The 14,333-nt window shown below is 38.4% G+C and carries 12 protein-coding genes; 11 read left to right on the top strand and 1 reads right to left on the bottom strand.

Going from position 1 to position 14,333, the window contains the following annotated elements; genetic code table 11:
- The first annotated feature begins 15 nt into the window (after nt 1–15).
- Both HNP36_RS10130 and HNP36_RS10125 read left to right on the top strand, forming a co-directional pair.
- Entirely contained in the window at nt 16–618 is a 603-nt protein-coding gene (locus HNP36_RS10130) for a hypothetical protein (RefSeq protein ID WP_184162510.1), read from the top strand.
- A gap of 65 nt (nt 619–683) precedes the next feature.
- Complete coding sequence (locus HNP36_RS10125; protein ID WP_184162507.1) at nt 684–1,289, top strand: hypothetical protein; 606 nt, start codon at nt 684–686, stop codon at nt 1,287–1,289.
- Between the two features lie 34 nt (nt 1,290–1,323).
- Here the strand turns inward: HNP36_RS10125 and HNP36_RS10120 are convergent, their stop codons facing one another.
- Nucleotides 1,324–2,574 carry an NAD(P)/FAD-dependent oxidoreductase gene (locus tag HNP36_RS10120; protein ID WP_184162504.1) on the bottom strand — a complete coding sequence of 417 codons (1,251 nt, stop codon included), beginning with the start codon at nt 2,572–2,574 and terminating at the stop codon, nt 1,324–1,326.
- Between the two features lie 96 nt (nt 2,575–2,670).
- Here HNP36_RS10120 and hutH point away from each other — a divergent pair, with 96 nt between their 5' ends.
- From hutH to HNP36_RS10075, 9 genes are all read left to right on the top strand, one after another.
- Nucleotides 2,671–4,191 carry a histidine ammonia-lyase gene (gene hutH / locus HNP36_RS10115; protein ID WP_184162501.1) on the top strand — a complete coding sequence of 507 codons (1,521 nt, stop codon included), beginning with the start codon at nt 2,671–2,673 and terminating at the stop codon, nt 4,189–4,191.
- Between the two features lie 67 nt (nt 4,192–4,258).
- Nucleotides 4,259–4,990 carry a 3-oxoacyl-ACP reductase FabG gene (fabG, locus tag HNP36_RS10110; protein ID WP_184162498.1) on the top strand — a complete coding sequence of 244 codons (732 nt, stop codon included), beginning with the start codon at nt 4,259–4,261 and terminating at the stop codon, nt 4,988–4,990.
- 110 nt (nt 4,991–5,100) lie between these two features.
- Complete coding sequence (locus tag HNP36_RS10105) at nt 5,101–6,321, top strand: beta-ketoacyl-[acyl-carrier-protein] synthase family protein (protein WP_184162495.1); 1,221 nt, start codon at nt 5,101–5,103, stop codon at nt 6,319–6,321.
- 4 nt (nt 6,322–6,325) lie between these two features.
- A complete protein-coding gene (locus HNP36_RS10100) occupies nt 6,326–6,580 on the top strand; it encodes an acyl carrier protein (RefSeq protein ID WP_040999465.1) in 255 nt (84 codons plus the stop codon).
- A 113-nt stretch (nt 6,581–6,693) separates the two neighbouring features.
- Nucleotides 6,694–7,578, top strand: coding sequence for a lipid A biosynthesis acyltransferase (locus tag HNP36_RS10095; RefSeq protein ID WP_184162492.1), 885 nt, complete (start codon nt 6,694–6,696; stop codon nt 7,576–7,578).
- Nucleotides 7,579–7,688: 110 nt separating this feature from the next.
- The gene (locus HNP36_RS10090) at nt 7,689–9,221 is read left to right on the top strand and encodes a phytoene desaturase family protein (RefSeq protein WP_184162489.1); all 1,533 of its coding nucleotides are present in this window, start codon (nt 7,689–7,691) and stop codon (nt 9,219–9,221) included.
- Nucleotides 9,208–10,893 (top strand): C45 family autoproteolytic acyltransferase/hydolase, encoded by a 1,686-nt coding sequence (locus HNP36_RS10085; protein WP_184162486.1) that lies wholly within the window; start codon nt 9,208–9,210, stop codon nt 10,891–10,893. Before HNP36_RS10090 ends, HNP36_RS10085 begins: the two co-directional genes overlap by 14 nt.
- Nucleotides 10,890–11,255, top strand: a complete 366-nt coding sequence (locus HNP36_RS10080) for a DUF1648 domain-containing protein (RefSeq protein ID WP_184162483.1) — start codon at nt 10,890–10,892, stop codon at nt 11,253–11,255. Before HNP36_RS10085 ends, HNP36_RS10080 begins: the two co-directional genes overlap by 4 nt.
- A 259-nt stretch (nt 11,256–11,514) precedes the next feature.
- Nucleotides 11,515–14,163, top strand: a complete 2,649-nt coding sequence (locus HNP36_RS10075) for a T9SS-dependent M36 family metallopeptidase (protein WP_184162480.1) — start codon at nt 11,515–11,517, stop codon at nt 14,161–14,163.
- Nucleotides 14,164–14,333 lie beyond the last annotated feature (170 nt).

Here is a 14,333-nt window from a genome sequence, read left to right as displayed (position 1 = left end):
AAACACAGCATAAGTATGAAAAAAATAGTTCTTCTGATTTTAGTAATCCTTTTTACAAGTTTGACGGCTCAAAGAGTAAGAGTTGTTTCCGGAGATTACAAATTCCTGAAAGACCAGAAATTCATTAAAGTAGTTTTTAAATTCGATGGAGTCACTTTTGCCAAAAAGAAAATTAGTGAGGAACAGTATATTAAAGACAGAATGGAAGATATTGAACAGTCCGGTGGAAAAGAAGAAGCTGAAAAGTGGAGAAAGGACTGGGAGTATTCCAAAGAAACAAGCTTTCCGGATAAATTTTTAGCTTCATGGAATAAAAATATCGATATTAAAGCAGCCACCAACATTGAACAGACAAAATATACACTCATTGTAGAGCCTACATGGATTTCCCAGGGGTGGTTCGGGGGAGTTATCAATGAGCCTGCAAAACTGGATTCCAGAATGACTTTTGTAGAAACCAGTAATCCCGGTAATGTGTTATTGGTTGTAGAAGGGGTGGGAGCAACAGGAGATAACGTAATTGGAATTCCCAACCACAATGACAGGATTGCAGAATGTTATGCAAAAACTTCAAAAATGCTGGCTTTAAAAGCAAATCATTACAAAGAAAAAAAATAATAATTCATTGGGATTACTTTTTATAATATATTTGAAACTTCAAATTTTTAGAAAAAGTATAAACTATGAAAAAATTATTATTGCTGCTGTTTGTAGCAATGGCAACTACAACTTTTGCCCAGAATCAGATCAATTTTGAATCAGGAAATTTTGATTTCTTAAAGGATCAGACTGAAGTAAATGTTCAGCTGAAGTTCGATAATGCTGTTTATCAGGAAAAAAACTTTACGGAAGCACAGTATATTGAAAACAGGAAAGCAGATATTACAGCTAAAAAAAGTGAAGCGGTCTGGAAAAACTGGGAATTTCAATGGGGAAATTTTAAGGCTTCCGAATATTTGAATTATTTCTTTAAAGGAATCAACAGTAAATCAAAAAAGGTAACCTTTAAAAATGATACCAAAGCGAAATATACTTTAATCATCGATGCAAAATGGATTTATGCAGGATGGTACGGCGGAATGATCGGTTCACAGGAAGCGAAATTAACTGCGGATATGACCTTTGTAGAAACAGATAATCCTTCAAATGTAGTGATGAGGTTGCAGGCCGATAAAATCCAGGGAAAAAAGATGAATAAAGATTTTGCCTGGGAATATGGAAGAATTGCAGGAGCATATGAAGTTACAGGTAAAAAACTTGGAGCAGAAATTAAAAAGGTAATTAAATAAAACAAAACCGGTCTGAAATTCAGACCGGTTTTTTTTATGATTGTTCCTGTTGTTTTTCAAGTTTAATAAGATTCGCAAGGTTCTTAATAACAGTATCGTGTTTTTTCACGAAAGGATTGTCCTTATTCCAGACATACCCGGCTAAAACCGCACAGATCTTCTTCTTTACATCTGGATTTTCAGGTTGATGGAAAAATAACTCCTGAAGATTTCCTGTATACCATTCCTTCACATATGTTGTAAAAACATCAACACCATAAAGGATATAATCTGCGAATTCTGTTTGCCAGTCAACTTTTTCACCGTTCAATTGTCTTAGAGCTAATTTTGCAGCCGTAATTCCGCCTTCCGTGGCAAATGCCATTCCTGATGAAAAAACAGGATCAAGGAACTCGGAAGCATTTCCTGTCAGGGCATATCCGTCCCCGAATAATTGTTTTACTGAACACGAATAATCTTTCAGATGTCTTGGTTCAAAAAGAAAATCCACATTGCCAAAACGTTTCACATAATAATCAGAAAGAGAAATTGCTTTTCTCAAAGCTTCCGCAGTATCACCGTTTTCAGAAAGTTTTTCAATATAATCTGTAGGACCTACAATTCCTACGCTCGTGTTTCCGTTGGAAAAAGGAATTACCCAAAGCCATACCTCAGTTTCTATAATATCAAAGGAAATCAGCGTTCCTTCTTCGCCTTCCTCTCTGTTAATATCTTCTACATGAGAGAAAATAGCAGAGTGCGGAGACAGTTTTGAAGGCTTTTCAAGATCAAGCAGTCTGGGAAGCACTCTTCCGTAACCGCTGGAATCAATCACGAATTTAGCGTGAATTTCCTTGGTTTTGCCGTCTTTGTTTTTTACTGTAGTGATAGAATTTGTTCCGTCGAATTGAATACCAGTAACTTCTGTTTCAAAATCCAGGTCAATACCTTTGTTGATGACTTCCTGTGCCAAAGTATGATCAAAATCAGCCCTCGGAACCTGCCAGGTCCAGTCCCAGCCCTCTCCGAATTTATCACTGAAATCAAAAATGCAGACTTCATCTCCCCGTAAAAAACGTGCTCCAAGCTTCTTTTCAAAACCCATTTTATCCAGGGCAGGAAAAAGTCCCGCCTCATCAAAATGATCCATTACCCTGGGAATTAAGCTTTCGCCTACAACCAGTCTCGGGAATTTTGTCTTCTCTACAACCTTCACATTAACATTGTTCTTCTTTAAGTATGAAGAAGATACGCATCCGGAAGGCCCGGCACCAATTACAAGAACATCAACAAATTCTTTGTCCATCTTGATTTTTTATTTTAATAATAATTCTATCTTTGCCGCAAAATTAGTGACAAATAATTAATATTTTACAAAATTAGCAACTATTACTTTTAATTGATGAAAATAAACGACTTTTTAGAACTGAAGGATTTTCAAAAAATTATCATTGAGAACGGGAAAATTGAACTGGACGAATCACTTTTAGATAGAGTAGAAGCAAGTTTTCAGTTTTTAAAGGAATTTTCGAAAAATAAAGTAATATATGGTGTCAATACCGGTTTTGGGCCGATGGCTCAGTTCAAGATCAGCGATGAAGATACGCACCAGCTTCAGTATAACCTGATCAGAAGCCATTCTTCAGGAATTGGAAACCCTTTGCCGGAGCAGGAAGTAAAAGCCTGTATGCTCGCAAGGCTCAATACACTTTCACTGGGAAATTCAGGAGTACATCAATCCGTTGTTCATTTACTTAAAGAGTTGATCAACAGAGATATTACACCATTGATTTTTGAACACGGAGGAGTAGGCGCAAGCGGCGATTTGGTACAGCTTGCCCACCTTGCTTTAGTTCTGATCGGGGAAGGAGAAGTTTTCTACAAAGGACGGAGAAAAACAACAAAAGAAGTTTTTGAAGCAGAAGGATTGGAACCGATCAAAGTAGAGATTCGTGAAGGACTTGCGTTGATGAACGGAACTTCCGTTATGTCAGGAATAGGAATCGTTAATGCCTACAAAGCGAATCAGTTAACAGATATTTCAATCAGGCTTTCCTGTGCAATCAATGAAATTGTTCAGGCTTATGATGATCACCTTTCCGAAGCTTTAAACGGAACAAAAAAACATTACGGACAGCAGAAAGTAGCGGAAAGAATGCGTACGCATTTGGCTGACAGTAAACTAATCAGAAAAAGAGAAGACCATCTTTATACTCATTTTGAAGAGCAGGAAAAAGTATTCAAGGAAAAAGTTCAGGAATATTATTCTTTAAGATGTGTTCCACAGATCTTGGGACCTGTTTTAGATACGTTAGAGTATACGGAGAAAGTTCTTGAAAATGAGATTAATTCAGCCAATGACAACCCGATCATCAATGTAGAAGACAAGCATGTATACCACGGTGGAAATTTCCACGGAGATTATATTTCGCTGGAAATGGACAAGCTGAAAATTGTTGTTACAAAACTGACCATGTTGGCAGAAAGGCAGTTGAACTACCTTTTAAATGCAAAGATCAACGAAATCTTGCCTCCTTTTGTAAATTTAGGTAAATTAGGCTTCAATTTCGGAATGCAGGGAGTTCAGTTCACGGCAACATCTACTACGGCGGAAAGCCAGATGCTGTCTAATTCTATGTACGTACACAGTATACCTAATAATAATGATAATCAGGATATTGTGAGCATGGGAACGAATGCTGCGGTGATTTGCAGAAAAGTAATAGAAAACGCATTTGAAGTATTGACAATTGAAGCCATTACGATTATTCAGGCCATTGAATATCTTGGTTTTCAGGATAAAGTGTCATCTTCTACCAAAGAACTGTATGACGAAATAAGAAAGATTGTTCCTGCATTCTCTGATGATATGGTGATGTATCCGTATTTGGAGGATGTGAAGAAATATTTAAAGACAATGTAATTACTTTAGGTAATCAACTGTTATACATTAAGGGATTAAAAGTAAAAAACTAATTAAACACTAACACATGAAATGTGCAATTGTAACAGGCGGCTCAAGGGGAATTGGAAGAGCAATCTGTATAAAACTGGCAGAAGAGAAAAATTATCATATACTCATCAACTACGCTTCCAACGAAGTGGCAGCAAAAGAAACTCTGGCTAAAGTAGAAGAACTTGGCGCTACAGGAGAGATCCTGAAATTTGATGTAGCCAATGCAGAAGAAAGTCAAACTGTTTTAACAGAATGGCAGGATAAAAATCCCGATGCAGTGGTTGAGGTAATCGTAAACAATGCCGGTATTACAAGAGACGGATTATTCATGTGGATGCAGAGTGAAGACTGGAACAGTGTAATCAATACAAGTCTTAATGGTTTCTTCAACGTTACCAATTTCTTTATTCAGAAGCTTTTACGTAATAAATATGGAAGAATTATCAATATGGTTTCCGTTTCCGGGGTAAAAGGAACAGCCGGGCAGACCAATTATTCTGCAGCAAAAGGAGCTTTGGTGGGTGCTACAAAAGCGTTGGCTCAGGAAGTTGCCAAAAGAAACATCACCGTAAATGCCGTAGCTCCCGGGTTCATCAGAACAGATATGACCCAGGATTTCAATGAAGACGAACTTAAAGCAATGATCCCTGCCAACAGATTTGGAGAAGCAGAAGAAGTTGCAGATCTGGTAGCATTTTTAGCCTCCAGAAAAGCTTCGTACATTACAGGAGAAGTGGTGAATATTAACGGAGGAATTTACTCATAAATCGATTAATAATGTAACAGTATATCAATGTACCAGTGTAACAATGCTCGTTTAGTCTCAATACTATTGTTACATTGTTAAACTGATACATTGTTAAATTAATAAAACAAATGGAAAATAGGGTTGTAATTACCGGAATGGGAATTTATTCTTGCATCGGGACCTCTTTGGAAGAAGTCAAAGAATCCCTATATCAAGGAAAATCCGGTATTGCTTTGGTACAGGAAAGAAAAGAATTCGGGTTCAGGTCAGGCCTTACCGGTGTGGTACCGAAGCCGGATCTTAAAAACCTGCTCAACAGACGCCAGCGCATAAGCATGGGTGAGGAAAGCGAATATGCCTACCTTGCCACTACAGATGCATTAAAACAGGCAGGACTGGATCAGGATTTCCTGGATACTCATGAAGTGGGAATTTTATACGGAAACGACAGTGTTTCTCAGGCAGTCGTAGAATCTATCGACATTGCGAGAGAAAAGAAAGATACAACGTTGATGGGATCGGGTGCGATCTTCAAATCAATGAACTCTACGGTAACAATGAACCTTTCAACCATCTTCAAGCTGAAAGGAATCAATCTTACCATCAGTGCAGCCTGTGCCAGCGGTTCCCACTCTTTGGGACTGGCTTATATGATGATTAAAAACGGTTTTCAGGATATGATTATCTGCGGAGGAGCCCAGGAAACCAATAAATACTCAATGGCAAGTTTTGACGGGCTCGGTGTTTTCTCTGTAAGGGAAGATGAACCTACAAAAGCTTCAAGGCCTTTTGATGCCGGACGAGACGGACTTATCCCAAGCGGAGGAGCTGCCAGTCTTATCGTAGAAAGCCTGGAATCTGCACAGAAAAGAGGAGCAACTATCCTTGCCGAAATCGTAGGTTATGGTTTCTCTTCAAACGGAGGTCATATTTCAACACCAAATGTTGACGGCCCGGCTCAGGCTATGGACAGAGCATTAAAACAGTCAGGACTGAAAGCGGAAGATATCGATTATATCAATGCCCATGCGACTTCCACACCAATCGGGGATGCCAATGAAGCCAAGGCAATTCATGAGATCTTCGGAAGTGAAGTTCCGGTAAGTTCTACCAAGTCTATGACCGGTCATGAATGCTGGATGGCGGGAGCAAGTGAAGTGGTATATTCAATTCTGATGATGCAGAACAATTTCGTTGCCCCGAACATCAATCTGGAAAACCCTGATGATGAGGCAAAAAAGATAAATTTAGTCTCAAAAACGAAAAATCAAAAAATTGACGTATTTTTGTCAAATTCATTCGGATTTGGGGGAACCAATTCCGCATTAATAGTTAAAAAATTTGATTAAAAACATGGAAAGGGAAAAAATTGTTGACATCGTTAATGATTTCTTAGTAAACGAGTTTGAAGTGGATGGGGATGAGATCAGTAATGATGCCAACCTGAAAAAGACGCTCGGACTGGACAGTCTGGATTATATTGATATGGTTGTCGTTATTGAATCCAATTTCGGAGTGAAATTAGGGGAGGCAGATTTCAAAAAAATGGTCACATTTGACGATTTTTATACAACCATTGAAAACAAAATTGCTGAAAAAAACGCATAACTATCGATTGAACTTTATTTTTTAATAATGTAACAATATAATAATGTACCAGTGTAACAATATTTTAAATTCATTGTTGCACTGGTATATTGATAAATTGGTAAACTGTACTTATGAACAAGTGGAAAGGTAAATCTAAAGGAACCATACTGGGCTATAAAATCTTTGTTTGGTGTATTAGAAATATCGGGATCCGGAGTTCATATGCTGTACTCTATTTTGTAGCTTCCTACTACTTTTTATTCCTGAAAAAAAGCAACAGCTATATCTTTTATTACTTTCAGAAAAGACTGGATTACGGATACTGGAAATCAAAAGCTTCCGTATTCAAAAGTTATTTTACTTTCGGAAAGGTTCTCATTGATAAAACAGCTATTTCTGCTGGATTAAGAGAAAAATATACCTACGAGTTTGATGGCATTGAAAACCTCAGAAACCTTCTGGCTGAAAAAAAAGGCGGTGTCCTCATAAGCGCCCACATCGGAAATTTCGAAATTGCAGAACATTTCTTTGCCGATATTGATTTTGATTGCCAGATCAATCTCGTAACCACAGACCAGGAAGTAACGGTTATTAAAGAATACCTGGAAAGCGTTGCCGTAAAGCAGAGTAATATCAAATTTATCTATGTTAAAGACGATATGTCCCATATTTTCGAGATCAATCAGGCTTTATCAAACAATGAACTGATCTGTTTTACCGGAGACCGTTATTTCGAAGGCTCAAAATATCTTGAAGCCGATCTTCTGGGGAAAAGCGCAAAATTTCCTGCCGGTCCGTTCCTTATTGCTTCCCGCCTTGGGGTTCCTGTAGTATATGTATATGTGATGAAAGAAAAAAATCTACATTACCATTTATATGCAAGAGTCGCCCAGAATATTAAAAACCGTGATTCTCAGGGACTTCTCAACTCATATGTGCAAAACCTTGAAGTCATGATTAAAAAATATCCCCTTCAATGGTTCAATTATTTCGATTTTTGGGATGATATTGATTAATTTTTCTAATTTTATCCCTGAAAACTAATCAATAAACTCAATTTTTTAAATAAATTCAGAAATTAGGACCTCTGAATTTTTTAATGTAAAAACACACAGCTTTTCTTCCTTTGAAAAAAGAATACGACATACTTGTAATCGGTAGTGGATTGGGAGGTCTTGTTTCGGCTCTTATCTTGGCCAAAGAAGGCATGAAAGTCTGTGTCCTGGAGAAAAATAACCAGTACGGCGGAAATCTGCAGACCTTTTCAAGGGAGAAACTCATTTTTGATACCGGCGTGCATTATCTGGGCGGACTTTCAAAAGGGCAAAATCTTAACAGGTTCTTTTCCTATCTTGAAATTATGGATGAGCTGAAACTTCATCCAATGGACGAGGACGGCTATGACAAAATCTCTTTTGGAGATGAAAACATTGAATATCCCCATGCACAGGGCTATGAAAACTTTATTGAACAGCTCACAGCCTATTTCCCGAACGAAAAGCAAAATTTAGAAAACTACTGTGAAGAGGTCCAGTACGTATGTGCACAGTTTCCCAGATACCAGGTTATTGGGAAAGACAATTATAATGAAGAGATCCTTCACCTTAATACCAAAAGATTCATAGAATCTGTTACCCAGGATAAGAAACTGCAGGCAGTACTGCTGGGTTCCAATTTCTTATATGGTGGAGATTCAGAAAACATACCGTTTCACGTTCATGCACTGACGGTAAATTCCTACATGCAGAGTGCTTATAAATGTATAAAAGGAGGAAGCCAGATCACTAAACTGCTGATCAGAAAACTTCGCGAATATGGAGCTGAGGTACATAAGCATTCCGAGGTTTCCGGGTTTATTTTTAACGAAGCCGGAGTATTGTCTTCTGTGAAAACAAAGCACGGAAAAGAATATGCAGCGAAGAAATTTATTTCCAATATAGAAATCCGTTCCTTCATCAGGCTGATGGGTGAAGAAAGGCTTAGAAAATCATTTCTGAACAGGGTTCTGAGCTGGGAACCGGTTTCATCATGCTTCAGTGTTTACCTGGTTTTAAAACCACAGTCGGTCCCGAACTTTAATTATAATCTTTACCATTATTCATCGGAAGAAATGATCTGGAATGCATTCCGTTACAGCAAAGACAACTGGCCGGAAACCTATATGCTTTCCTCTACACCTTCAAAACGTCATCCTGATTATGCAGAAAGCCTTACAGCAATCTCTTATATGGATTTTGCTGAGGTTAAAACATGGGAGAAAACAGTAAATACCGTTGCTGAAGAACATGAAAGAGGATTGAAATATGAACAGTTCAAACTTGAAAAAGCGGAAAAGATGATCACTGCCTTAGAACAGAAAATCCCGAATCTCAGACATTCCATACAAAGTATCTACACATCATCACCCTTATCTTACAGGGATTATATCGGAAGCTTTGAAGGAAATATGTACGGCTACATGAAAAATTCAGATAATCCTCTGAAAACAATGGTCTCTCCCCGAACGAAAATTGATAACCTGTTTCTCACAGGCCAGTCCGTTAATATGCATGGAATTCTGGGAGTAACAATCGGAGCATTCAACACCTGTGCAGAGATTCTCGGAAAAGAAGTTGTGGATGAACGCCTGAAACAAATGATGACTCATGAAAAAAAGTAGAAGGCTTACAATACCGTTAACAGGAATTCAATTTTTCCTTGTTCTTTGTCTTATTTCATGTGGTATTTCAAAATCGATCCACCATATCCCGGATATCAGTACCTATGCTCTGGAAACGCCAAAAGTAGATAAGATCAATGATTCCACATTCAGTTTTAACAGGAATTATTTAACCAAAAATAAGCAGCAGCTCTGGGAGCTTTACATCAAAGGAAATCCCTTACAGCTTGGATATAACAACGGAGCCTTAACTCAAAACCTGATGCAGAAGCAGGAAGAAATTTTTTTCTCCAAAGTGGAAGGTATTGTTCCCTCTAAATTTAAACAGAAGCTGCTTCGAGGATTCCTGAAATGGTACAACAGGAAAATGTACCTGAACGTAAGGGAAGATTACCAGGCAGAATTATATGGGCTGTCACAATATTCCTCAGATCAATACAACTTTATCGCTCCAAAATACCTTCGCAGTCTGTATCTTCACGGGGCTCACGACATCGGCCATGCCATGCAGGATCTGGCGATGGTAGGCTGTACTTCACTGGCTGTCTGGAATGAAAACACGGAAGATGGCCAATTACTGATCGGAAGAAACTTCGATTTTTATGTAGGAGATGAATTCGCTAAAAATAAACTGATAGAATTTGTAGAACCGGAAGCCGGAATTCCCTATATGTCTGTAAGCTGGCCGGGAATGATAGGCGTAGTTTCAGGAATGAATAAAGAGGGCATCACCGTAACAATCAATGCAGGAAAATCTAAAATACCTCTAACTGCCAAAACACCTATTTCTCTTGTCACAAGAGAAATCCTGCAGTATGCAAAAAATATTGATGAGGCAATTGCCATTGCGAAAAAAAGGAAAGTTTTTGTTTCCGAATCCATCCTGGTAGGAAGCGCAAATGATAGAAATGCCGTGATTATTGAAGTTTCTCCTGAAAATTTCGGTGTGTACAGAGTTGAAAATACCAGCAGGGTTTTCTGTACCAATCATTTTCAGTCCGAAGCTTATAAAGATGATAAAAGAAACCAAAAACACATCATAGAAAGCCACTCCGAATACCGCTACGAAAAACTTCAGGAACTTCTGGAAGAAAAGAAAAAGCTGAACCCGGAAAAAATGGCTGCCGTTTTGCGTGACAAATCAGGTTTAAAGGGTGAAAAAATAGGCTATGGAAATGAAAAAGCCATCAATCAGTTACTGGCACATCATGCTGTTATTTTTTCACCTGAAAAAAGACTGGTCTGGGTTTCTTCAAATCCTTATCAGCTGGGAGAATTTGTCTGCTATGACCTGAATGAGATCTTTTCCGGTAAGAATGCACAGGAAAGTTTAAAATCAAAAACAGCACTTAATATTGCCAGAGATCCTTTCGCAGATTCAGAAGAATTCAATAATTATGAAATCTCTAAAATGTTAGGCGAGGAAGTGAGCGACGCCATAGACAACAAAAAAGATATAGCATTAACTGATGATTTTATTCCCTATTACCAGTCTATGAATCCTGATTTTTGGTTCGTATATTATCAGGCCGGGAAGTATTATTTTGACATTAATGAGTTTTCAAAAGCAAAAGCTGAATTCGAGAAAGCTCTCACAAAAGAAATTACTACAATTCCGGACAGGCAGAATGTGGAAAAATACCTCAGAAAAACTTTAAAGAAGCTAAAATGATCCCCAGACATATACAATTACTGTTCTGTGTTCCTTTTATCATTATCATCGGCTACACGGCTTATCTGCTTACGGTATACAGCTCAATACCGGATGTTATCCCTATTCATGGATATGGCGGGAGAAATGACGGATTTGGAAGCAAATTGTTCCTTTTTGCTCCAATTCTGTTAAATCTTGCAATTCTGCCTTTCATTTGGCTAATGATCAGAAAACCGGATAACATTAAGTTTACTTTTGAAGCGAAGGACGAAGATAAAGCAAAAACCTATTATCAGTATCAGCTTGTTCTGGTTATTCTCGCCATATTTGTAACCGTCATTATGGGACCGTTATCCTTTTCGGATATTGTTTTTAAATAATTTTACCTAGATCCTGTCTCTGTAGGAAGATGTAAAGAATTGTGGACAAATGATTCTTAAAAGCCCTTGTACAATTGTTCTAGGATAGAATTAAAATTTCAGATAATTTGACTTATTTAACAATTTCATATATAAAATGATTTTTTGCATTGTTATTATTTGATGATTATTGAATTTTCATTGTAAATAATGTAACATTTTGTGGTTTTTGCTACTAACTAATGAAATACCACAATCACATCAATAAAAAGTAATACATATGAAAAAAATTCTAGTCAGTGTTAAGGTTTTATTGCTTTGTTCTTTCTTTAGTTTCAGTATACTTTCTGCCCAAAAGCATGAGCAGGTAATCAAAGACTATGTTAACTCGGAAAAAACATTTCAAAAAATAAATCCTGAACTTAAAGCATTTACCATTGTAAACGTTGATCCTTCTGCAAGTTTAAAAGGAGATGTTGTAGGAATACAGCAGACCATCAATGGCATTCCGGTTTTTGGAAGCTCAGCCAATGTGCTGATCAGAGAAGGTAAAGTATTGAGCTTTGCAGATTCCTTTATTAAAACCTACCCATCCCGTGTAAAAGGGAAGCAGAATACCATGAAAAGCTCCTTGGTGGCAGAAGCCGCAAAGAAATTTAACGGCTTGCCTACCTTTAAAGACAGAGAAGGAAAAGAAGAGCCATTAAAAACCAACCTGGTTTATTTTGCAAAAGGCGGGGAGCTGATCCTGGGATATCAGTTCAATGTTGAGGAAAAAGGGACAAGCAATGTTTGGAATCTGATCATCAGCTCAGATGACGGTTCCGTTTTGTATCAGGAAAATACAACGCTGTCATGTAATTTTCATGATGGTGCTTTTGAACACCTCCCTACAGAACTTCCTGAAGCAGGACAGAATACTCAGTCTACTGCACTTCCTGCCTATGTAAAGCCAGAGAGTAATACTCCTAATAAGAATTTTGTTCTGGCACCGGATAATGCTTCTTACAATGTTTTAGCATTTCCCGTTGAAGCACCTACATTTGGAAGCAGAACACTTATTAACAATCCGTGGGATTTAACTGCTTCTCCGGAAGGATGGCATTCTGACGGGACCAACCATTATACCATAACAAGAGGAAATAATGCCTTTGCCTACACTGACGAGGCCAATACAAATACCGCTCAGTTTTCCCCTGACGGAGGAGCTGCAAGAGCATTTGATTTCCCGCTGGATATCACATTGTCACAGCAAAACTATACTTCTGCAGCAGTAACCAATTTATTCTATACAACAAACAAGATGCATGATGTATTTTATAAATTTGGATTTACAGAGTCCGCGAGAAACTACCAGACCAACAATTTTACAAATGGAGGTGCCGGAAATGATCCCGTACTCGCAGAAGCCAGAGACGGAAGCGGGCTTAACAATGCTAATTTTAACCCGGGTGCTGATGGAACCAGCGGAAGAATGCAGATGTTCCTTTTTGTACCTAACGGAGTGAGATATCTGTATTATAACTCACCTACAAGCTATGTTTCCAGAACTCCCGTAGCCACTACAGCCAATTTCGGTCCCCAGCTTATAGGAAATCCGCCTGTAACAGGAAACCTTGCTCTTTCAACCCCAGCAGATGCCTGTACAGCGGTTGCAGCAGGAAGCTTAACCGGTAAGATAGCAGTTGTAACGGCAGCTACCTGTGGTTTTGCGGTTAAAACCAAGAATCTTCAAAATGCCGGAGCAATCGGGGTAATACAATATCACCCGGCAAGTGACCAGCCTGTAGGGATGGGAGGAACAGATAACACAATTACCATTCCTACAATCATGGTAGGGAAATCAGAAGGTGAATTTTTGGTTAATGAGCTGACTAATGGTGTTGTAAGTAACGCTACCTTGAAAACTGATGCCGTTTATAAAGATGCAAGTTTGGATAACGGGATCATATCTCACGAATACGGACATGGAATTTCTAACCGTCTTACGGGTACGGGAAGCAGCTGTTTATCATATTCCACATCCAACGAACAAATGGGTGAAGGATGGTCCGATTTCTTTGCTCTGATGGTTACCAACCGGCCTGGAGATAATGCTTCAGTTCCCAGAGCAATCGGAACCTTTACCGGTGGCGAGGCTGTAAATGGAGCAGGTATACGCCCTGCCAGATATTCTCCTGATTTTGCAGTTAACAATTATACCTATGGAAGAACAAACGGTATGAAAGTTAATGGCAGCATACTCGGAATTGCTATTACTGTACCTGATGTACACAGTATTGGTTTCATTTGGGCAACAATGCTCTGGGACCTTAACTGGAAGTATGTGGAAAAATACGGTTATAACAGTAATGTATTGGCTAATCCTAACAGTGGAAGCGCCAGGGTGTTACAGCTTGTAATGGATGCTCTTAAACTTCAGCCTTGTAACCCGAGCTTTGTACAGGGAAGAGATGCTATCCTTGCAGCTGATCAGGCCAGGATAGGAGGAGAAGATAAATGTATGATCTGGAGAGTTTTTGCTAAAAGAGGATTAGGGGTGAATGCTGCTCCAGGAGGGCTTAACGGCCTGTATATCGGTGCGAATCAGCCTGCTCCGGATTTGAATGATCAGGTTCAGGATTTCACCATTCCTGCCGAATGTGGCGTGCTGGGAGTAAACGAAACAGCATCAGACTCTAAAGGAATATCTATCTATCCGAACCCGGTTAAAACAGAGTTTACTATAAAAACTCCTTCAGGAATGGATCTGTCCGGAATTACTACCGTTTCAATCTATGATTTTACCGGAAAATTGGTGACTTCAGAAAAAATCAATCTGAACAAACAGACTACCGTGAATGTAAATACCCTGTTGAATGGTGTCTATATGGTGAAAATCAGTGGTAATGATATTGATTACAGTCAGAAAATTATCGTATCAAAGTAAAATAAAAATTAGAATAATTACAATTTCCTATGAAAGTCTTGAAGTTCTGCTTCAAGGCTTTTTGTTTTTAATATCGCAAAATGTAGAGTAGACTCAAAATAACAATAAAAACCGAATTATAATGACTGTTTCTAATTGCTATAACTTCCATCTTCCTGCTTCTACCTTTC

The organism is Chryseobacterium shigense (assembly GCF_014207845.1).
Classification (GTDB): Bacteria; Bacteroidota; Bacteroidia; order Flavobacteriales; family Weeksellaceae; genus Chryseobacterium; species Chryseobacterium shigense_A.
Note: the sequence above shows the minus strand (reverse complement) of the source record. Positions and strands in the feature narration are given on the sequence as shown.